This is a genomic window from Candidatus Dormiibacterota bacterium, assembly GCA_036495095.1.
GTDB lineage: Bacteria > Chloroflexota > Dormibacteria > Aeolococcales > Aeolococcaceae > CF-96.
Genome location: DASXNK010000014.1, coordinates 25,300 through 44,900 on the forward strand (window position 1 = coordinate 25,300; position 19,601 = coordinate 44,900).

The 19,601-nt window shown below is 75.3% G+C and carries 19 protein-coding genes; 13 read left to right on the forward strand and 6 right to left on the reverse strand.

The window, feature by feature from the left end; all coding sequences use genetic code 11:
- Positions 1-15 precede the first annotated feature (15 nt).
- Both VGL20_01090 and VGL20_01095 read left to right on the forward strand, forming a co-directional pair.
- Positions 16-807, forward strand: a complete 792-nt coding sequence (locus VGL20_01090; protein ID HEY2702262.1) for a methyltransferase domain-containing protein — start codon at positions 16-18, stop codon at positions 805-807.
- Complete coding sequence (locus VGL20_01095) at positions 804-1,877, forward strand: glycosyltransferase (GenBank protein ID HEY2702263.1); 1,074 nt, start codon at positions 804-806, stop codon at positions 1,875-1,877. The genes VGL20_01090 and VGL20_01095 overlap by 4 nt, the downstream gene beginning before the upstream one ends.
- Positions 1,878-1,887: 10 nt before the next feature.
- Here the strand turns inward: VGL20_01095 and VGL20_01100 are convergent, their stop codons facing one another.
- Complete coding sequence (locus tag VGL20_01100) at positions 1,888-2,898, reverse strand: fatty acid desaturase (GenBank protein HEY2702264.1); 1,011 nt, start codon at positions 2,896-2,898, stop codon at positions 1,888-1,890.
- A gap of 27 nt (positions 2,899-2,925) precedes the next feature.
- On the opposite strand from VGL20_01100, the gene VGL20_01105 reads away from it, so the two are divergent.
- The 7 genes from VGL20_01105 to VGL20_01135 all read left to right on the forward strand — a co-directional run bounded on the left by VGL20_01105 (position 2,926) and on the right by VGL20_01135 (position 8,961).
- Entirely contained in the window at positions 2,926-3,726 is an 801-nt protein-coding gene (locus VGL20_01105) for a PaaX domain-containing protein, C- domain protein (GenBank protein ID HEY2702265.1), read from the forward strand.
- A 72-nt stretch (positions 3,727-3,798) separates the two neighbouring features.
- Positions 3,799-5,295 carry an AMP-binding protein gene (locus VGL20_01110; protein ID HEY2702266.1) on the forward strand — a complete coding sequence of 499 codons (1,497 nt, stop codon included), beginning with the start codon at positions 3,799-3,801 and terminating at the stop codon, positions 5,293-5,295.
- A gap of 8 nt (positions 5,296-5,303) precedes the next feature.
- Positions 5,304-6,464: an acyltransferase gene (locus VGL20_01115; protein ID HEY2702267.1), complete on the forward strand. Its 1,161-nt coding sequence runs from the start codon at positions 5,304-5,306 to the stop codon at positions 6,462-6,464.
- A gap of 3 nt (positions 6,465-6,467) precedes the next feature.
- Complete coding sequence (locus VGL20_01120) at positions 6,468-7,409, forward strand: hypothetical protein (GenBank protein HEY2702268.1); 942 nt, start codon at positions 6,468-6,470, stop codon at positions 7,407-7,409.
- On the forward strand, positions 7,406-8,005 hold the full coding sequence (locus VGL20_01125) for a histidine phosphatase family protein (GenBank protein ID HEY2702269.1): 600 nt from the start codon (positions 7,406-7,408) through the stop codon (positions 8,003-8,005). Before VGL20_01120 ends, VGL20_01125 begins: the two co-directional genes overlap by 4 nt.
- Positions 8,006-8,093: 88 nt before the next feature.
- Positions 8,094-8,249 carry a hypothetical protein gene (locus tag VGL20_01130; GenBank protein HEY2702270.1) on the forward strand — a complete coding sequence of 52 codons (156 nt, stop codon included), beginning with the start codon at positions 8,094-8,096 and terminating at the stop codon, positions 8,247-8,249.
- A gap of 64 nt (positions 8,250-8,313) precedes the next feature.
- Positions 8,314-8,961, forward strand: a complete 648-nt coding sequence (locus VGL20_01135) for a PadR family transcriptional regulator (protein HEY2702271.1) — start codon at positions 8,314-8,316, stop codon at positions 8,959-8,961.
- Here the strand turns inward: VGL20_01135 and VGL20_01140 are convergent.
- Complete coding sequence (locus VGL20_01140) at positions 8,946-10,112, reverse strand: PQQ-dependent sugar dehydrogenase (protein HEY2702272.1); 1,167 nt, start codon at positions 10,110-10,112, stop codon at positions 8,946-8,948. The two genes, VGL20_01135 and VGL20_01140, sit on opposite strands and share 16 nt — an antisense overlap.
- 75 nt (positions 10,113-10,187) lie before the next feature.
- Between VGL20_01140 and VGL20_01145 the strand changes: the two genes are divergently transcribed.
- From VGL20_01145 to VGL20_01160, 4 genes are all read left to right on the forward strand, one after another.
- Complete coding sequence (locus VGL20_01145; GenBank protein HEY2702273.1) at positions 10,188-10,574, forward strand: hotdog domain-containing protein; 387 nt, start codon at positions 10,188-10,190, stop codon at positions 10,572-10,574.
- Positions 10,575-10,664: 90 nt separating this feature from the next.
- Positions 10,665-11,345 carry a cytidylate kinase-like family protein gene (locus VGL20_01150; GenBank protein ID HEY2702274.1) on the forward strand — a complete coding sequence of 227 codons (681 nt, stop codon included), beginning with the start codon at positions 10,665-10,667 and terminating at the stop codon, positions 11,343-11,345.
- Positions 11,346-11,425: 80 nt separating this feature from the next.
- Positions 11,426-13,021, forward strand: coding sequence for a hypothetical protein (locus tag VGL20_01155; GenBank protein ID HEY2702275.1), 1,596 nt, complete (start codon positions 11,426-11,428; stop codon positions 13,019-13,021).
- A gap of 138 nt (positions 13,022-13,159) precedes the next feature.
- Positions 13,160-13,672 (forward strand): hypothetical protein, encoded by a 513-nt coding sequence (locus tag VGL20_01160; protein ID HEY2702276.1) that lies wholly within the window; start codon positions 13,160-13,162, stop codon positions 13,670-13,672.
- Positions 13,673-13,681: 9 nt separating this feature from the next.
- Here the strand turns inward: VGL20_01160 and VGL20_01165 are convergent, their stop codons facing one another.
- The 4 genes from VGL20_01165 to VGL20_01180 all read right to left on the reverse strand — a co-directional run bounded on the left by VGL20_01165 (position 13,682) and on the right by VGL20_01180 (position 19,548).
- Positions 13,682-15,982, reverse strand: a complete 2,301-nt coding sequence (locus tag VGL20_01165; protein HEY2702277.1) for a GGDEF domain-containing protein — start codon at positions 15,980-15,982, stop codon at positions 13,682-13,684.
- Between the two features lie 365 nt (positions 15,983-16,347).
- Entirely contained in the window at positions 16,348-17,040 is a 693-nt protein-coding gene (locus VGL20_01170; GenBank protein ID HEY2702278.1) for a DUF2461 domain-containing protein, read from the reverse strand.
- 77 nt (positions 17,041-17,117) lie between these two features.
- Positions 17,118-17,321, reverse strand: coding sequence for a cold shock domain-containing protein (locus VGL20_01175; protein ID HEY2702279.1), 204 nt, complete (start codon positions 17,319-17,321; stop codon positions 17,118-17,120).
- 145 nt (positions 17,322-17,466) lie between these two features.
- Positions 17,467-19,548, reverse strand: coding sequence for a RecQ family ATP-dependent DNA helicase (locus VGL20_01180; protein HEY2702280.1), 2,082 nt, complete (start codon positions 19,546-19,548; stop codon positions 17,467-17,469).
- Between the last annotated feature and the right edge of the window lie 53 nt (positions 19,549-19,601).

Consider the following 19,601-nt stretch of genomic DNA (forward strand, 5'->3'; position numbering starts at 1 on the left):
CATAATCTCGGTGTCATGTCGGTAGTCGGGACCGGGCGCCGGGCGGTGCCCCTCGCGGACCGCTACGACGCCGCCGACTGCGGGGTGCTCACCGCCGCCGAGCGGGCCCGCTTCCTCGCGCCGGGCGCCTGGGAGGAGGGCGGCGGGGACCGCCTCCCTCCCGGCCTGCAGTGGCAGCTCCTCTACCGGCTCGAGCCCGAGCTCTACGACCGCCTCGCCCGCGCCGAGCGGCTGCACCCGGGGGTGGTCGGCTGGCTGCCCGGCCGGGTCGCCCGTGCGATCGAGGTGGGTGCGGGCAGCGGGCGTCTGACCGTCGCGCTGGCGCGGCGCTGCGCCTCCCTGCTCGCCGTCGAGCCCGCGGCGGGGCTGCGCCGGCTGCTGCGCCGCCGCCTCGCCGGTCGCGGCCTCGACCACGTCGGCGTACGCTCGGGGTTCGTCGACGCCATCCCCGCGCCCTCGGCGTCGGCCGACCTGGTGGTGACCGCCTCGGCCTTCACCCCGGAGCGAGCCCACGGCGGGGACGCCGGCCTCGCCGAGCTCGAGCGGGTCGCCGCCCCCGGCGGGCTGGTCGTGATCGTCTGGCCCAACCACCTGGACTGGCTGCGCGAGCGCGGCTACCGCCACCTCAGCTTCCCCGGAGAGATGGCCCTGGAGTTCACCAGCCTGGAGGAGGCGCTCGAGCTGAGCGCGATCTTCCACCCCGAGGCGGTCGACGAGATCCGCCGCCGCGGGTCGCACCGGGTGCCCTACGCGGTGGTGGGCAGGAACGCCCCCCGCGACCTTGCCTGGCGCCGGCTGCCGGGGTGAGGGTCGGGCTGCTCGCCCCGCTCGTCGCGGCGCTGCGCGAGCCCCAGATCGGCGGCGCCCAGGCGCTGGTCTGCGACCTCGCCGCGGCCCTCGCCGCCCGCGGCCACGAGGTCGAGGTGATCGCCGCCTCCGGCTCGAGCGTGCCCGGGATCACGGTGGTCGACAGCGGCGTCGACGCCGCCGAGCTGGCCGGATCCGCGTACCGCTGGGACGAGGGCAGCCGCGACAGCGCCGGCAGCGACCTCGCCTACCGGCGGGCGCTCGGGGTCGCCCGCGCCCGGGGCTACGCCGTGCTCCACAACCACGCCTTCGACATCGCCGCCGTCCGCGGCGCGGACGGGGCCGGGGCGGTGGTGGTCCACACCCTCCACCTCCCCCCCGACCCCGGCATGGCCGCCGCGCTGGGCGAGGCCCTCGGCTGGCCGCGACCGCCCACCGTCGCCTGTGTCTCCGCCGCCCAGGCGCGGGCGTGGCGCGCGCTCGGCGGGATCGAGGCGGTGCTCCTCGCCAACGGCGTGCCGGTGGAGGCGATCGGCTGGGCGGCGGAGGCAGGCGACACCGCCGTCTTCGCCGGGAGGCTGAGCCCGGAGAAGGGGGTCGACGACGCGGCGCGGATCGCGCTCGGCGCGGGGCTGCCCCTCGAGGTCTACGGCGCCGCCTACGACCCCGCCTTCGCGGCCCGCTGCCGGGCCCGCTGGAGCGGTCACCCCGAGGTGCGCTTCCACGGCGCGGTGCCGCGCCGGCTGCTGTGGGAGCGGCTGGCCCAGGCGCGGGCGCTGATCGCCCCCTCGCGCTGGGACGAACCCTTCGGGCTGGCCGCGGCCGAGGCCCAGGCCGCCGGGACGCCGGTGGTCGCCTACCGCAGCGGGGGCCTCGGCGAGGTGGTCGCCGAGGGCCGGTCGGGCCACCTCCTCGACCCCGGCGACGTCGAGGGCGCCAGCGCGGCGCTGCGCCGGGTGGGATCCACGATCGACCGGGCGGACTGCCGCCGCCACGCCGAGCGCCACCTCGACATCGCCGCCACCGCCGCCGCCCACGAGCGGCTGTACGCCGGGCTGCTGAGCGGCTGACCGGGGGCGCTCAGCCGGGGAGGAAGCTGCTCCCCGCCTCCAGACGGTCGCCGCGGGGGGTGCGCTGGCGGGGGACACCGGAGGCGAGCCGCCGCCACAGCGCCCGGTAGCTCGGGTACTCGAGCTCGGGGACCACCCAGCCGGAACCCACCAGCTCGGCGTGGAAGGCGGGCAGGTGGCGGAAGGGCACCCCGATGTCGACGTGGTGGGCGAGGTGCCAGCCGGTGTTGTAGGGCACGAACAGGAGCCGGGCGAGCCGGGTCTGCCGGACCACGTGGGTGGTCAGGCGGCGGTCGGAGGAGCGGCCCATGCCACCGTGCTCGGCGATCGCCCGCAGCCGGTTCGAGACCTTCCAGAGGCTCATCCAGGGGAGCAGCCAGCACACCGGGTAGAGCAGCGGCCGCCCCCAGGCGCAGGCGGCGGCGAACATCGCGAGCTGCACCGCCAGCAGCTGCCGGGCCTCGCGGCCACCCCCGATGGAGCGGCGGGCGGCGTGGAGCAGCGCCCGCAGGTTCTTGACCGCGGAGACGAGGAGGAGGTCGCGGGTGAGCTTGCGGCGCAGCGAGTCGGGGGCGACCGGGTAGCCGGCGTAGAGCCCGGCGTCGGGCTCGTCGGGGCCCATCTCGTCGCGGTGGTGGGCCATGTGCGCCCGCCGGTAGCTCAGCATCCCCTGGACCCCGGGGTAGGCGAGCAGCCAGCGGCCGCAGAGGTCGTTCATCCGCCGGTGCGAGAAGAGCAGCTTGTGGGCGGCCTCGTGACCGAGGATGTTCAGCTGGCAGTGCCCGCGGCCCATGACCAGGAACGCCAGGAGGTAGGACCACCAGGTGCCGATCCACCCCGCCGCCGCCACCACCCCCACGGTCTGGAGAAGCGCCCCGGCGACGGTGAGCGCATTGCGCGCGTCGGGGATGCGGCGGTACTCGTCACGAACCGGAGGGCGGGCCATCCCCCGGGCGTTGAGCCGCTCGGTGGGCAGGACATCGGGCAGGATCTCCGGGGCGGGCAGCATGGTCAGCGCCATGGTCCGCATATTACACTTACCAAACAGATGAGTCAAGAACGTAATACGGTCCTCTCGGGGCTGGGCCTGCGCCCCCTCTCGGCGCGCTCGGTGGTGGCGTCGGTGCTGATGGCGAACCATCCGCCGGAGCTGCCCGCGGCGCTGCTGGTGCGGCTCTGCGATCGCTTCCGGATCGCCCCCGGAACCACCCGCGTCGCCCTCTCGCGGATGGTGGCCGCGGGCGAGCTCTCTCCCGTCGAGGGCGGCTACCGGCTCGCCGGGCCGGCGCTGCTCGCCCGTCAGCGGGCCCAGGACGAGGCCCGCACCCCGCCGGACCGGCCCTGGGACGGCGACTGGCGGGTGGCGGTCGTCGTCGGTGGCGGCCGGATCGCCACCGAGCGTGCGGAGCTGCGGCGGGGCCTCTCCGGCGCCCGCTTCGCCGAGTGGCGGGAGGGAGTCTGGCTGCGCCCGGCGAATCTGCCCCGGCCCGATCCCGGGCTCGGCGGCGCCGAGGTCTGCCGCTGGCTCCTCGCCCGGCCGGACGACGACCCCGCCGAGCTCGCCGGCCGGCTCTGGGACCTCGGCGGCTGGGTCACCCGCGGGCGCGAGCTGCTCGCCGCCAGCGGGGCCGAGCCCGGCGACCTGCTCGCCGGCGACCCCGACGGGCCGATGACCGTCTTCACCGCCGCCGCCGCGCTGCTCCGGCACCTGCGCACCGATCCCCTGCTCCCCGCCGGGCTGCTGCCGCCGGGGTGGCCGGGGGACGAGCTCCGCACCCGGTACACGGCGCACGTGCGCTCCCTCGAGGAGCTGATCCACGACGTCCCTCGCGAGGCCGCCACCGGCTGACCGCGGCGCCGGCGTCACCGATCCGAAAGGTGCCGGGCCCCACGATGCGCCCATGCTGTCCGGTGCCGCGTCATGACCAGGGTGGGCCGCCTGCTCGGCGCCCGCGCGGGCGAGCGCCCCGACGCCGTCGCCCTCCTCGACGGCGTCGACGGGCGCCGGCTGCGCTGGCGCGACCTCGCCGCCCACGCGGCGCGGTGGGAGGAGCGCGCCGGTGAGAGCGGCCTGGCACCGCGACGCCGCGTCGGCCTCTCCCTCGCCGACCCGCTGAGCTTCGGCGCCGCCTACCTCGGCTGCCTCGCCGCCGGGCTGACGGTGGTGCCCCTCGACCCCCGCGGCACCCCCGCGGAGCTGGACGCCGCGGTCGCCCGGCTGCGCGTCGACGTGCTCGTCACCGGCCCCGCCGACGCGCCCGCGGCCGCGGCCGTGGAGGCCTGGAACGCCGACCTCGACGGCCCCCGCCGGGTGCGCCCGGCGCCGGCCGGGCCCCGTCCCAGCGACGCCGCGGCGCTGCGGCCCGCCGCCCTGCTGGCCAGCTCCGGCACCACCGGCGCCCCCAAGGGCGTGCCCCTCTCCGAGCGCCAGCTGCTCCTCGGCGCCGCCCGGGTGGTCCGTCACCACCGCCTCGGCCCCGGGGACCGGGGGCACACCCCGCTCCCCCTCTTCCACGTCAACGCCCAGGTGGTGGGGCTGCTCGCCACCCTGCTGAGCGGTGGCTCGCTCGCGGTCGAGGCCCGCTTCGACCGCGACGGGTACTGGGAGCGGGTGGCGGCGGCGGCTCCCACCTGGCTGAACACCGTGCCCGCGGTGCTCGCCGCGCTCGCCGAGCTCCCCGCCCCGCCCGAGGCGCTGGCGGCGGGGCTGCGCTTCGCCCGCTCCGCCTCGGCGCCGCTGCCGCTGGCGGTGCTGGAGCGCTTCGAGGCGCACACCGGCGTGACCGTGCTCGAGACCTACGGGATGACCGAGACCGCCGGGCAGATCACCGCGAACCCGGTCGAGCCGGGGTCGCGGCGCCCCGGCTCGGTGGGCCGGCCCACCGGGGTGGGGCTGTGGGTGGTCACCCCCGACGGCAGCCGCGCCGCCCCGGGCGAGCCCGGCACGGTGCGGCTGCGCGGCCGGGCGGTGGTCACCGATTACCTCGAGCTCACCGAGGAGGGCCCCGAGCGGGTGCGCCCGGCGCGCGACCCCGCCGGCTGGCTGCCCACCGGCGACCTCGGGGTCTGCGACGAGGCCGGGTTCGTCCGCCTCCTCGGCCGCGAGGACGACGTCATCAACCGCGGCGGCGAGAAGTTCCACCCCCTCGAGGTGGAGAGCGTGCTGCTCGACCACGACGGGGTGGCCTCGGCGGTGGTGGTGGGCGCTCCGCACCCGCGGCTGGGCCAGGTCGCGGTCGCCTTCGTCACCCTCCGGCCCGGCGCCCCGGCGGGGCTCACCGACCAGCTCGCCCGGACCTGCGCGGCGCGGCTGGCCCGCTACAAGTGCCCGGTCGAGATCCGCGTCGCCGCCGCGCTGCCGGTGGGGCCCACCGGCAAGGTGCGCCGCCGCCAGCTCCGCGCCGGCCTGGCCGCCTGAGCATGGCCGTGACCCCGCGGGCCCGCACCCACCTGCACGCCGTCGACCTGATGCGGGTGCTGACCGTCGCGCTGGTGGTGGGGGTGCACACCGTCACCCACTCGGCGGTCTCCGACAGCCTGGCCGCGGGGGCCTTGACGATCGTGCTCCACACCAGCCGCGAGGTCTTCTTCGTCCTCACCGCCCTGGTGCTGATGCACGGCTACGGCCGCCGCCGGGTGCGCTGGCTGGGCTTCTGGCGCCGCCGCTACCTCTGCGTCGCCGTGCCCTACCTGGCGTGGACGGTGATCTACATCGTCGCCGACGGCCACGCCGCCGACCCGCTCGGCTCCCTGCTGGCCCGGCTGGGAACGGACCTGCTCTTCGGCGGCGCCAAGTACCAGATGTACTTCCTGCTGGTGTCGATGCAGATCTACCTCTGCTTCCCGGTGATCCGCTGGGTGATCCGGGCCACCGCCGGCCACCACCGCCTGCTGGTCGGCGCCTGCGCCATCTTCCAGCTCGGCTTCGCGCTCGCCGTACGCCTGCAGTGGTCGCCCGGCGGCGTGATCACCGCCTGGGTGCACGGACCCGACGCGGTGCTCCCCAGCTACCTGCTCTACGTCATCGCCGGCGGCGTCGCCGCCTGGCACCTCGAGGCATTCACCGCGTGGACGCTGGCCCACCGCCGCCACGTCCTCGGCGGCGCCGCGCTGACGGCGGCGGCGGGGGTGGTCGTCTTCCTGCTGGAGCGGCTCGCGCTCGGCCAGACCACGGTGGCGGCCAGCGGCGTCTTCCAGCCCGTGGTGGTGCTCGAGAGCCTCGCGGTGGCATGGACGTTCTTCCTGGCGGGGAGCGTCTGGGCGGAGCGCGGGTCGCCGGCACGGCGGACGGTCCACGCCGTGTCCGACGCCACCTTCGGCGTCTACCTCGCCCATCCGCTGGTGCTGATGGGCATCTACTGGGCGACCGCCGCGACCGGGCTCTGGGTGGGGTCGCAACGCCTGCCGGCCGCCCTGGTCCTGTTCGTCGCCGTCGGGGTGGTGGTGCCGCTGGTGTACGCCGTCGCCGCCCTGCCCGCGCTGCTGCTGCGGAGCACGCCGCTCAGCCTCGCCGCCGGCGGCCGGCCCCGGCGGCGAGGGCGGACGGCCGCCCGGGGCCACACCACCGCGGACGCGGTGGCGGCCTGACCGGTGCGACGCCCGCTCCTGCTCGCCCTGCCGCTGGCGGCACTCGCCGCCGCCGGTCTGCTGGCCACCCGCCCGGCCGGCCCGCCGCGACCGTCGCACGGCGTCCCGGTCACCCGAGCCGTGGCCCGCGCCCCCCAACCGACCGCGACGCCCCGGCCCACCCCGGCGCCGCCGGCGGTGCCGGCGGCGCCGGCGGTCAGCGTCCACACCCTGCTGGTCGGCGGGGTGGCGCGGCAGTGGGAGCAGCTGACCCCCGGCGGCGGAGCCGGACCAGCCACCCCGATCCTGGTGGTGCTCCACGGCCAGAAGGCCACGCTCACCCTGGAGGTGGCGCGCGACGGTCTCACCCCCCTGGTGACCGCGGGCAGAGCCGAGCTGGTCTACCCCCAGGGGATCGGCAGCTCATGGAACGCCGGCGGCTGCTGCGGGCCCGCCTCGAGCCAGGGGATCGACGACCTCGGCTTCCTGCGCGCCCTGACCGCCCAGGTCGACCCCGGGCGGGCCCGACCCATCTTCCTGGTCGGGTTCAGCAACGGCGGCCGGCTCGCCTACGCGGCCGCCTGCGGCGACCCCACGCTGGTGGACGGCTTCGCGATCGTCGACGCGATGCCGCTCGGCTGCACCGTCAGCCGGCCGGTCACCATCCTCCAGGTCGACGGCACCGCCGACCCCGCCATTCCCTACCGCCCCGGCGACCCCGGGGGCGAGCAGCCCGACGCGACCACCCAGGTCGAGCGGCTGCGGGTGCTCGACGGCTGCCCGGCGACGCCGGCGACGGCGACCACCGGGAACCTCACCCTCGACCGCTGGAGCGGCTGCGGCAGCGGCGCCCGCCTCGCCTTCGCCACGTACCACGGCGGCACCCACAGCTGGCCCGCCGGCGACGCCACCACCCCGGGGGCGGGGCCGGTGATCTGGCAGTTCGTGAGCGGGCAGGCGTGGTGAGCACCACCGCCGCGCTCCACCTGGTGCGCCACGGCGAGAGCGGCTGGAACGCCGAGCGCCGGGTGCAGGGGCAGTCCGCCGCGGCGCCGTCGCTCACCCCGCTGGGACGCGCCCAGGCCCGCACCGCCGCCACCCTGCTCGCCGAGCTGGCGCCCCACGCCGCGCTGGTGGTGTCGAGCGACCTCCCTCGCGCCCGTGAGACCGCCCTCCTCGTCGCCGCCGCGCTGGGGCTGCCGCTGCGCTGCGACCCCGCCCTGCGCGAGCAGCGGCTCGGCGAGCTGGAGGGCCGCGGGCTCGACGAGCCCGACGGGGACGGCACCGTCGCCGCCGCCGTCGAGGCGCTCTGGCGCGAGCCCTGGCGGCGGCCCCGGGGGGGCGAGAGCATCGCCGACCTCCACCTCCGCGTCCACACCGCCCTCGCCCGGCTCGCCGGCGGCATGCCCCGGGGGCTGATCGTCGTCACCCACGGCGGGCCGGTCCGGGTGGCCACCGCCGCGAGCCTGGCGGCGGTGCGGCGGCTGCCGGTGGACAACGCCTCGGTGACCACCCTGGCAGTGCCGGTGGCGCCGGCGTGGTGGGGCCGGCGCGCCTCGTAGAGGCTCCCGTCGAGGTTGGCAGAAAGCTGACGGTCAGGGTCCTTTCGGCCACTGTCCCTGCGACCAGGCACGCCGTAGCCTTCGGGACATGGAGATCGTGCTGATGGTGATGGTCCTGGCGCTGGTGGTGGCCAGCCTGCTGTGGGGCGCCGACTCCCGCGACGGCCGCGACTGGCAGCCGCGGGCCGACTGGCAGCCGCGCGAGGAGATGACGAGTGCGAGGGCGCGGGCGGGAATGCGCTGAAGCCTTGACGGGCACCTCATTACGATATATCGTGATCCAACGTAAGTGATCGTTGGAGGTGGAGATGTCGACCCAGGTTCCCCCGTTCGACCCGTGGACGCAGTGGCGTCAGGGTGCCGAGCACCTTCGTGACCGCATCCACCACGCCCGCCACCACCGCGGCCCCGGCCGGCCGCCGTTCGGACCCGGCGGCTTCGGCCGCGGCTTCCCCTTCGGACCGCACTTCCCCGGCGGCGGCCGGCGCGCCGGCAGGGGCGACATCCGCGCCGCCATCCTCGCCCTGCTCGCCGAGCAGCCGATGCACGGCTACCAGATCATCCAGGAGCTGAGCGAGCGCAGCGGCGGCGCCTGGCGGCCGAGCCCGGGCTCGGTCTACCCCACTCTCCAGCAGCTCGAGGACGAGGGCCTGGTCCGGGCGGTCCAGACCGAGGCGGGGAGGCGGGTCCACGAGCTCACCGAGGCGGGACGCGCCGAGGCGGCCGCCTCCAACCGGGAGAGCGCTCCGTGGGAGGATGCCGCCGAGAACCGCGCCGGCGAGGCCGGGGGGATGCGCGACCTCCTCTTCCAGGTGGCCGCGGCGACCTGGCAGGTCGCCCAGGCGGGGTCGGCCCGGCAGCAGGCCGCCGCCGCCGAGATCCTCCGCGAGAGCCGGCGCCGCCTCTACCAGCTGCTCGCCGAGGACGCCCCGGAGCCCGATCAGCCGAGCCGGTAGATCGCCCCGGTGTCCGAGTAGTAGAGGGCATGGTTCGGACCCTGCCTGATGTCCAGCCTGCACTGGGGAGCCCCGGCCGCGACGGTCGCGGGGCTCCCCGGGGTGAGGATGCGCGCCCCGGAGTTGAAGGTGCAGAACACCAGGTGCCCGGCGTAGCCGGCCGGTCCGGCGGCGTCGACGAAGGTCGCCCCGGTGGGCACCACCGTCGACCCCTCGCTGCTCCAGTCCGGGCCGGGCTGGCCGCCGCAGCTCGTCGCCGGGGCGATCGGATGGCTGTAGCCGTAGCAGAGCGCCCACTGGTGACCGCTGCCCCGGGCGATCGATGCGATCACGGTGTCGTAGCCGGTGGGCGGGCTGCCCGCGTCCCCCGACGGGCCGTTGTTGGTGATCGCCACCTGCCCGCTCGCCGAGACGGCGATGCCGAAGGGGTTGCGGAGCCCGTAGGCCCACACCGGGTTGCCGAAGGGGTTGTCGCCGGGGACGCTGCCGTCGGCGTTGTAGCGGAGCAGCTTGCCGCGCACGTCGGCGGTGTTCTGGGCGGCGGCGGAGGTGTGCTCCTCGCCGAGGGTGACGAAGAGGTGGCCGTCGGGGGCGAGGGCGAGGCGGCCCCCCTTGTGGCAGCAGTCGCCGCCGGCGGGGAGGGTGATGATGGTGGTGGGGTTGGTGCCCGTGCCCGCACAGTCGGCCCAGCGGATCACCGTCTGGTGGGCGCGGTCGGCGTTCGAGAAGAACGCGTAGACGAGGTGGTCGTGGGCGAAGCCCGGGGAGATGGCGAGCCCGAGCAGCCCGCGCTCGCTGTAGCCGCCGGCCGCCTCGGTGGTGACCGTCGCCACCGTGGCGAACACCTTCGCGGCGCCGTTCTGCCATACCCGCACCGTCCCCGAGCGCTCCGCCCAGAACAGCCGGCCGTCGGGGGCGAAGGCGAGCGCCGTCGGGTACGCGGCGGTGATCGTGCCCGCCGGCGGCGCCTGGGGCCCGAGGGCGCAGGGATTGACCTGCCCCGGTGTCACCGCCGGGGCGGCGGTGGTGGCGGCCGCGGAGGCCGTGTCACCAGCGGTCGCGACCGCGCCGGGAGCGGCCGGCGCCGCGCCGGCTCCGCAGGCGGTGAGCCCGGCGGTCAGGATCAGCGCGAGGACGCGCAGGGCGGTCATCCCCGGCATCCTACGCGGTCGCCGCGGTCCCCTCGGCCGCCCGGGAGGCGGTGCCCGCTGTGCTAGAACCTGCCCATGGCGGAGAACGGCGCGCCCCTGCGCAGCGAGCGGCTCGAGCGGCTGGTCACCGAGGCCGACACCGCCGCGGTGTACGGCCCCGGCCTTCCCCCGGCCGCGGCCACCCCGTTCATCCTCGGGTGGGCCGAGATGGCCTGCCACCGGATGCTGCTCGACGACCTCGGGCCCGAGGAGATCAGCGTCGGCGTCCGCGCCGTCATCGACCATCTCGCCCCCAGCCCGGTCGGAGCCACCCTGGTGTTCAGCGCGAGCCTGCTCCGGGCCGAGGGTCGCCGCCGCCACTTCGCGGTCGCGGTGCACGATGGCGACCTGCTCGTCGCCCGGATCGAGCACCAGCGCGCGGTGGTGGCCCGTGCCGGCATCGAGGAACGCCTGGCTCGCTGAGCCCTGGCGGTCGCGGCACCGCCAAGTCCTGATTCGGACTTCCACGTTGCCCGCGCGCGTACTACGATTCGGCGTGGAGGGATCGGATCGTTGGGCACGGTCACCATCGCCGCGAGCTACGGATCCGGGGGCAGCGTGGTCGCCCCCGCGGTCGCCGAGCGTCTCGGACTGCCCCTGCTCGACCGGGCCATCCCCGCCTCGGTCGCCACCGAGCTCGCCGGGCCGCTGCTGGCGGCGCTCGCCGACGACGAGCGTCACGAGGGCGGCCTGGTGGGGCGGCTGTTCAGCCGCGCGGTCACCGTCAGCGGTTACTACCAGGGCGCGCCGCTCACCATCCCCCTCGGCGACAGCGACCTCGTCTCCCGCACCGAGGAGGTGATCCGCTGCGCCGCCCGGCGCTGCGGGGCGGTGGTGCTGGGACGGGCGGGGATGTTCGTGCTCCGCGGCTGGCCGGACACCCTGCACGTCCGCCTCGACGGGCCGCCCGAGGCGCGCCGGCGCCAGGCGATGGCGCACGAGGGCCTCGACGCCGAGACCGCGGCGCGGCAGCAGGTGGCGACCGACCGGGCCCGTGCCGCCTACGTCCGGCACTTCTACCGCGACCAGGGGCGGTGGGAGGATCCCGCCAACTATCACCTGGTGCTGGACAGCACCGTGCTCTCCCTCGACGCCTGCGTGAAGCTGATCGTGACCGCCGCGCGGGCCCGCTGCGGGCTCGGCGCGCGCTCCGCCGCGGCCGCGGCGAAGGCCGCTCCCGCTCCCCCGGGGTAGCCGGCCCGGGGCGCAAGACGTCCCGCGATCCCGCGTTGTGACCGTAGACGGGCGGGAACGGTCAGGAAGGGAGCGTCGCCATGCGTGCACTCCGCAGCGCGGTCGCGCTCGGCCTCGTCCTCGCGGGCGGCCTGGGGTGGGCCGGCAGCACCGCCCTCCTCTCACACCCGGCGCGGGCGAGCGTCTCCGCCACGTCGCTCGACGGCATCGTGCGGGCGACCCTCGACGAGGAGACGCTGAACGGCTGGAACCCGTCCACCAACGGGCTCTACATCAACTGGAGCAGCGTCGACCCCACCCAGGTGAACTTCACCGACCACAACCCCGCCCGCCACGACGCCCAGACCGACCTGCGCGACCTCGAGGACATGCTGCGCTACCGCCAGCAGCACCCCGGCGACACCTCGCAGGACGCCGGGATCGCGCGGATGTCGCCGGTCGCCGCCCAGGAGTTCTCGCGCTCGTCGAGCACCTCGGGGTGGGTCTACTGGGAGCTGCTCGACATCGCCGGGCTGACCGGTGACCCCGCATGGACGGCGGACGCCGCCTCGATGGCCACCCACTACGCCGCCTCGATCGACCCGAAGACCGGCGTGGAGCACGGCAAGGTGGTGTCGTCGACCGGCTCCAAGGCGAGGACCTGCGCCGACGGGTATCGCGTCGACAGCCAGCTCGAGCTCGCCGCGATGCTCGTCGACGCGGGCACCCGCTTCGCCAACCCCACCTGGACGCAGCAGGGGCAGCGCGCCGGCGCCGCGGTGCGCGCCGCCGCGCTCGAGCCCGGCTACGGCCTCTACGACCGGATCATCTGCGGCGGCGCCCGCTGGGACCGCCAGGCCAAGGTCGAGGAGATCGCCGACGAGGCGCGCACCGCGATCCTCGCCGGCCGCTATGCCGGCGACAGCGCGCTGGCCGCCGGCGGCCTCGCCCTTCTGGACACCCTCGTCAGCAATCGAGCCGGCCTCCACGACGACGTCGACGGCGGCTGGTGCCCGCTCGTCGACATGGGCACCGGCGTGCTCGACTGTCACGTGAAGACGGCACGGCAATTCCTGCTGCTGCGCGTGTTCCACGAGGTCGACCGCTTCGCGCCGGGCCACTTCGCGGCGCAGGAGAGCGAGCTGCTCGACCTGGTGCCCCGCCTGGTCACCAGCCCCCACGCCGGCTTCCTGTACGAGCGCGCCCGCGACCTCAGCCAGTACCGGACCGAGAACTGGATCACCACCGAGTCGGACGGCATCGTGGTCGGGGCGGTGCAGTCGGTGCTCGCCGACGGCTCCGGGGGCGGTACCACCACCACGTCCAGCAGCACAACGACGGGGACGACCACCACGACCACCAGCACCACGACCACCACGGCGACGACCACCTCGTCCAGCACCGGCGCCGCCTGCCCGGCGACGACCCAGACCACGACGGGCACGGTCAGCGGCAGCAGCCAGTCGGTGTTCGTCACCGCGACCGGCGCCAGCCTCTGCGCCACCCTCACCTGGAGCGGGGCCGCGGTGCTCGACCTGATCGTCTACGACCACGGCGGCAGCACCGTGCTCGGGCAGGTGACCACCGGCACGTCGCCGGAGTCGCTGCGCATCGCCACCACCCCGGGGACGGTCTACAAGGTGAAGGTCAAGCCGGTCTCCGGATCGGCGGCGTACCGGCTCACCACCGCGGCGTAGGGCGCGCCCGCGGCCGCGGGCCGCGGCTGTCGCGACTGCAGACGTCTGCGCCGGATGGCTCCATTCACCGCGCCGGAGCACCCTCCTGTACGATGGGCTCGAGCAATCATCCGGCTGTCGACGTGTGAAGAGGCGCAAATGGCGAGGAGTGCAATCGGTGCGGCGGTGGGGGTGATCGCCGCGGCCGGCATGGCGTCCTGCGGAGGCGGCGGCCAGGCCGGCACCACCCCGGCGCCCACGAGCCCGCCGGTCGCCACCGCCATGCCCACCCCGGCGACCGTGCCTCCCCACGATCTCGCCGTGGCACTGCGCAAGGTCACGACCCAGGGCGGCGCCGAGCTGACCGCCACCGGCAACGACCTGGCGCGCGCCGGGAGCCTCGACGTGGCGGCCCAGACCATGGGCGACCACGCCACCACCTTCAGCAGCCTGCATTCGACCCTGGACCAGCTGCCCGCCTTCCCGGTGCCGCAGACCCAGAAGGACGTGGGACAGCTGAGCGCCGACCTGGCGAGCCTGTCGTCGGTGATCAGCGCCATGCTCGCCGCCGAGGTCAGCCAGTACGCTCAGTTCAAGCGGCAGATCACCGCGCAGATCCCCACGGTGAGCCGGGACATGGCAACCGTCGACAACGAGCTGAAGAGCTACTGAGGGCTGGGGTCAGCCGCGCGGCACGGCGACCACCGCGTCGGGGTGGAGCTCGCGCCAGCGGGCGGGCTCCGCGGGCCGGGCGAGGACGAAGCCCTGGCCGAGGGTGACCCCCAGCCGCAGCACGGTGGCGACCTGCTCCTCGGACTCCAGCCCCTCGGCGATCACCTCGGCGCCGGTCGACCGCGCGAAGGTGACCAGCGCCTCGACCGCGGCGCGGGGGCCGCGGGCGTGGCTCTGACGGGTCAGCTTCCCCGCCACCTTGATGAACTCGGGGATCACCGTCGCCAGCGCGTCGAAGGTCGAGAAGCCCTCGCCGACGTCGTCGAGGGCGAAGCGGAAGCCCTCGGCGCGGTAGATGGCGACCACCTCGCGGAGCCGGTCGAGGTCGCGCACCGCCTCCCGCTCGGTGATCTCGAGCACCACCTCCTGGGGCACCCGGCCCGCGGAGCGCAGCAGCAGCAGCATCTGGTCGACGTCGTGGACGGGATCGAGCAGCGGGGTGGCGCCGACGTTGATGAAGACCGGGTGGCCGGCGGGCAGCTCGTGGCAGTTGCGGAGGATGGCGCGGCGGCAGACCCAGTCGAGGTCACGTCCCAGGCCGAGCTGGTGGGCGGCGGCGAACAGCCCCTCCACCCCCGCGTCCAGGGGCCCGTCCACGGGGCGTGAGAGCCCCTCGTAGCCGACCGCGCGCCGGTGTTCGAGCTCGATGATCGGCTGGTAGACCGCCCGCATCCCCTGGGAGGCGATGAGCTCGGGAAGGTAGCTCTCCCAGCGCGCCCGGCTGCCGGTGTGGCCGCTCTGCGCCGCCGTCGACACCACCGAGCGGTCGCGGCCGCCGACCTTGGCCCGGTAGAGCGCCTCGTCGGCGAGGATCCAGACCGTGCCCGGGTCGGCGTCGCCGGCGCCGTTGGCGCAGCCGATGCTGAGACGGGCCTGGCCGCGGGCCAGGGCGATGCCGTACATCGAGGTGCGGAGCCGCTCGGCGACGGTGGCGGCCTCCTCGACGTCGGCGCCCACCAGCAGCGCGGCGAACTCGTCGCCCCCGGTGCGGGCCACGGTGTCGCGGTCGCGCAGCCCCAGGCGCAGGGCCATGCCCACGGCGCGCAGCGCGGCGTCGCCGGCGTCGTGCCCGTAGGAGTCGTTGATCGCCTTGAGGCCGTCGACGTCGATGGCGAGGATGGCGAAGCGACCGGCCGGGGGAAGCGCCAGCACCCGCTCGAACTCGCGGCGGTTGGCCAGGCCGGTCAGCGGGTCGGTGCCGGCGAGGGTGGCGAGCCGCTGGGCGGTGTCGCGCAGCGCCGCCTCGATGGTCCGGCGCTCGATGAACTGCCCGATCTGGCTGCCGATGTCGGCGAGCACCACGGCGACGTCGGCGTCGAGCGCGGGTTCGGCGGTGCAGCCGAGGAGCATCACCCCGTTGATCTGGCCCTCGTTGAGCAGCGGGAAGGCGGCCAGCCATCCCCCGGTCTCGATCCGGCCGGAGGCCCAGGCCCGCCCGGCAACGCCCTCTCCGTAGCCGACGGTGTCGCCCACGCCGGCCCACTCCGACGAGGGCTCGCGCCAGGCGGCCTCACGGCGGAGCACGCCCTCATCGGGGTCGACGAGGAGCAGCGCCCCGCCGATGCTGCCGACGGTGGCGCCGATGCCGGCGAGGATCAGCGGCGCCGCCTCGGCCGGGCTCGCCGCCTCGGCCAGGGTGCGGGTGACGGTGAACTGCAGGGTGCGGATGCGCTCGAGGCGGAGCTGCTCGCCGGCGGCGACGCTCAGCGCCCGGGCCCGCTCGCGGATCTGCTCGACCAGCCGCTGGACGGTGAGCCCGGCGATGCCCGCCACCACCGCCCAGAAGACCAGCTCGGCGAGCTCCGCCCAGGTCCCGTGGAGCGCGGTCGGCACCACCAGCACGGTGGCGGCGCAGACGATCCCCGCCCAGAGCTCGGGCCGGGTGTGGTGGATGGCCATCCAGAAGAGCGGGAGCAGCACCAGCGGCTCGTAGATCTTCACGGTGCCGCCGGTTGACTGGTAGACGAGGAGCACCACCCAGAAGTACGCCATCGGCGGCGCCGCCTGGGCGAGCCGGGGCAGGCGGTTCCAGGGGGTGCAGAGCGCCACCGCGAGGATGACGCCGATCAGGCACACGGCGAGGAGGAGCAGCCACGGCTGGCGCAGCGACACCCCCGAGCCGAGGGCGCAGAGCAGGCCGAGCATCGCCGCCACCATGAAGGGTGCGACGCGGCGCAGCAGGCCCTCTCGCTCGAAGGGGTTGTCCGGCCCACCCAGCCCGACGCTGAGGTCGGCGATCAGTTCCAGCATTCCGGGTCACTGTACGAACCCGGTGACGCGGCCCCGTCCCGAGGCACCCCATCGTCGCCCGCGGGTGACGGCGCCTCGACTGCCGATGCAATCCCGCCATATGGGGCACAGCGCCGTCATGGCAATCGCGGAGGCGCGGATGTTTGCGATGCAATCGTCACCCTCCCGGCGCCGCCCCGCCACCGCGAGCTGACGCCGCCGGGGGAAGATGCCCCCATCGACCGCAGCGGAGGAATGTCATGACCAGGAGCAGGCTGCTTCTCGCCCTCGCCGGCGCCACCGGCGCGGTGCTCGCCGTGGTTGCTGACAGGCACGCCCAGAACCACTACACCCCCGGGAACGGCGGGAGCCGCTGACCGCGGATCCTACCAGGGTGCCCCCAGCGCCTCCGCGAGGAAGCGGCTGAAGGGCGACGCGGTGCGACAGGCGCCCACGAAGTGATCCATGAACGCGGGGTCGCACACCTCGGCCTCGCTGAAGCGCGCGTGCCACCCGTAGCTCTTCCGCCTGAGGTCGTCGACGCGCGGGTGCGCCGGGTCGTACCCCTGCGGCGCACGCCGCAGCGCGTCACCCATGTTGACGAACCCGAGCGCGAAGGCGGGGTCGTCGACGATCGCCGCCCACTCGTCGGTGCGGCCGACGATGGCGTCGCGGACCAGGCGCAGGGTGGGCCCGTCGGCCATGTGCACGCCGCCGCCCGCGAACGACTCGCCGGGCTCGAGGTGCAGGTAGAACCCCGGCGCGGGGCCCTGCCGGCCGCGGTCGTGACCGAAGGACATGCCGACCGCGGTCTTGTACGGGCTCTTGTCCGCGGAGAACCTCACGTCGCGGTTGATGCGGAACAGCGAGCCGCCCACCGGCCGCGGGTCGGCGACGATGTGCTCGCTGATGCGGTGGAGGGCGGGACCGGCGGCGGCGACGAACCGCAATGCAGGATCGCGGACGTCGGAGTCGTAGCGCGCACGGTTGCGCTGAAACCAGTCGCGCTCATTGTTCTCGCGCAGTTCGTGCAGAAACTCGAAGAGCGCGGGAGTGAAGTGGGCGGGCCCCACGCTCACGCGACCGGCCGGCGGGATCGACGACCCGCGAGTCCGGTCACCGTCGAGACGGTGACCGGACGTCGCGGATCAACGAATCAGGCCGACTTGACCTGACGCGCGCGGGGGCCCTTGTCGCTCCGCTCGATCTCGAAGCTCACGCGCTCACCGGCGCCGAGCGAGTCGAACTCGAGCGAGCTGTCGAGCCCGCTGCGGTGGAAGAAGTACTCCTGCCCGTCGTCTGCGGCAATGAAGCCGAAGCCACGATCGGACACGACCTTCTTGACACTACCAGTCAACATTTCTGGCTGTCTCCAACACCTTCCCGAAGAACTTTCCACTCACGAGCGCGCGTCCGATTCGAGAAGGTGGTACGACGACGAGCGACCGGCGGCCCTCTGTGGGCCGACTGCTTCACAGACTACCACGGGGGTGGGAAACCATGCCTCAGGCACCACCGCGCTGCAGCACCAGCGGGTAGACGGGCCCCGCCCCCGCCTCCCGGAGCAGCGCGCTCAGCCCGGTCAGCGTCCAGCCCGACCCGGTGAGGTCGTCGAGGAGCAGCAGCGGGCCCTCGGGAGGCGGCCCGGCGAGGGTGAAGCCGGCGAGCACGTTGCGGCACAGGTGGGCGCTGTTCTCCAGGTCGGCCTGGAACGGAGCCTCCGCACCGGACCGCTCGAGCAGCGGGAACACGGGTAACCGGCCGATCCGGCCGAGGGCGGCGGCCACCGCGTCGATCAGCGCCCGGTGCCGGCGGGAGGGCACCGGCACGATGCCGACGGGACGGCCCTGGGGCCACCCCCAGCGCGCGAGCACCCCGACCAGGCCGTCGACGACCTCGCCGGGCAGTGGTGACGACGGGTCGTCGAGGAGGGGGCGGAGCAGCCGGGCGTACCCGGGCTGGAGGGCGTCGCAGAGCGCCCGCCCGGCCTCGGCGCGGAGGCCGGCCGCGATCGCTCCGCGGCGATCCTCCAGCCCCGACGGCCACATCTTCCGCGGCTCGATGACGAGGTCGCCATCGCGGGCGCTGCGCTCCGCCTCGGCCACCAGGGCCACCGGGACGTCGGTGGAGAGCGGCCGGCCGGTGCAGTTGTCGCAGCGGCCGCAGCGGGTCTCGGCGTCGACCCGGGGGTCGTCGAGGGCGGCGCGGAGGAAGGCCATGCGGCAGCGGTCGGTGCGGGCGTAGGCGAGCATCTCCCGGGCGTCGGCCTCGCGCACCGCCCGCACCCGGGCATAGCGGTCCTGGGCGTACTCCCAGGGGCTGCCGGTGCGCACCCAGCCGCCCTTGACATGCTCCACCGCCCCCTCGACGTCGAGCACCCGCAGCATCGTGGAGAGGCGCGACCGCCGGATGTCGACCCTGGCCTCGATCGCCGCCTCGCCGAGGGGACGGGCGGCGTGCTCGAGCGCGGCGACCACGGCCTCGGCCTGCTCGCGGGGCGGGAAGGCGGTGCTCTCGAAGTAGCGCCACACCGCGACGTCGTCCGGCGACGGCAGCAGCACCACGTCGGCGCGGGGGATGGCGCGACCGGCGCGTCCGACCATCTGGTAGTACGAGACCGCCGAGCTGGGGGCGCCGAGGTGGACGACGAACGCGAGGTCGGGCTTGTCGTAGCCCATCCCCAGCGCGCTGGTCGCGACCACCACCCGCAGCCGGTTGGCGCGGAGCGCCTCCTCGATCGCGATCCGCTCCTCGGGCTCGGTCTGGCTGGTGTATCCCCGGGCGTCGATGCCGCGGAGGCGGAGGAAGCCGGCCAGCCGCTCCGCCTCGGCGACGGTCAGGGTGTAGACGATGCCGGCGCCAGCGAACCCGGGCAGGTTGTGGGCGATCCACGCGTAGCGCTCCGCCGCGGTGTCGAGGTGGACGACGCCGAGGTGGAGGCTCTCGCGGTCGAGGTCGCCCCGGAGCACCAGTGGCTCCACCCCGAGCTGGGTGGCGACGTCCTCGACCACGCTCGCGGTGGCGGTCGCGGTGGTGGCCAGCACCGGGGTGCCCTCGGCCAGCAGCGGCAGCAGGGTGCGCACCCGGAAGTAGTCGGGCCGGAAGTCGTGGCCCCACTGGGAGATGCAGTGGGCCTCGTCGATCACCAGCATCCCGGTGCCGGCGGCGAGCCCGGGCAGCACCTCCTCGCGGAAGGAGCGGTTGTTGAGCCGCTCGGGGCTCACCAGCAGCAGGTCGATGCCGCCGGCGCGGAGGTCGGCGAGAATCTCCGGCCAGTCGGCCTGGTTGCTCGAGTTCAGGGTGGCGGCGCGCACCCCGAGGCGGGTGGCCGCCTCGACCTGGTCGCGCATCAGCGCCAGCAGCGGGCTGACCAGCAGCACCGGCCCGGAGCCGCGCTCGCGCAGCAGCCGGGTGGCGATCATGTAGACCGCCGACTTCCCCCAACCGGTGCGCTGCACCACCAGCACCCGGGCGGCGTCGTCCACGAGCGCGGCGATCGCCCGTGCCTGGTCGGTGTGCAGGGTGGCGCCCGGGATCGCCTGGGACAGCAGATCCTCGGCGCGGCCGGCGGTGCTGGCGGTGGGGATGGCCCCAGGCTAGCAGGCGCACCCGCCGGCCGAGCCTCCGGCGAGCCCTCCCG

Bases quoted from the DNA above. Each gene is read 5' to 3' on its own strand.
- VGL20_01100 (HEY2702264.1), bottom strand. From the start codon at position 2,898: ATGGCGCTGACCATGCTGCCCGCCCCGGAGATCCTGCCCGATGTCCTG.
- VGL20_01165 (HEY2702277.1), bottom strand. From the start codon at position 15,982: ATGCTGGAACTGATCGCCGACCTCAGCGTCGGGCTGGGTGGGCCGGAC.
- VGL20_01105 (HEY2702265.1), top strand. From the start codon at position 2,926: ATGAGTCAAGAACGTAATACGGTCCTCTCGGGGCTGGGCCTGCGCCCC.
- VGL20_01135 (HEY2702271.1), top strand. From the start codon at position 8,314: ATGTCGACCCAGGTTCCCCCGTTCGACCCGTGGACGCAGTGGCGTCAG.
- VGL20_01090 (HEY2702262.1), top strand. From the start codon at position 16: ATGTCGGTAGTCGGGACCGGGCGCCGGGCGGTGCCCCTCGCGGACCGC.
- VGL20_01155 (HEY2702275.1), top strand. From the start codon at position 11,426: ATGCGTGCACTCCGCAGCGCGGTCGCGCTCGGCCTCGTCCTCGCGGGC.
- VGL20_01110 (HEY2702266.1), top strand. From the start codon at position 3,799: ATGACCAGGGTGGGCCGCCTGCTCGGCGCCCGCGCGGGCGAGCGCCCC.
- VGL20_01175 (HEY2702279.1), bottom strand. From the start codon at position 17,321: ATGTTGACTGGTAGTGTCAAGAAGGTCGTGTCCGATCGTGGCTTCGGC.
- VGL20_01160 (HEY2702276.1), top strand. From the start codon at position 13,160: ATGGCGAGGAGTGCAATCGGTGCGGCGGTGGGGGTGATCGCCGCGGCC.
- VGL20_01145 (HEY2702273.1), top strand. From the start codon at position 10,188: ATGGCGGAGAACGGCGCGCCCCTGCGCAGCGAGCGGCTCGAGCGGCTG.
- VGL20_01140 (HEY2702272.1), bottom strand. From the start codon at position 10,112: ATGACCGCCCTGCGCGTCCTCGCGCTGATCCTGACCGCCGGGCTCACC.
- VGL20_01130 (HEY2702270.1), top strand. From the start codon at position 8,094: ATGGAGATCGTGCTGATGGTGATGGTCCTGGCGCTGGTGGTGGCCAGC.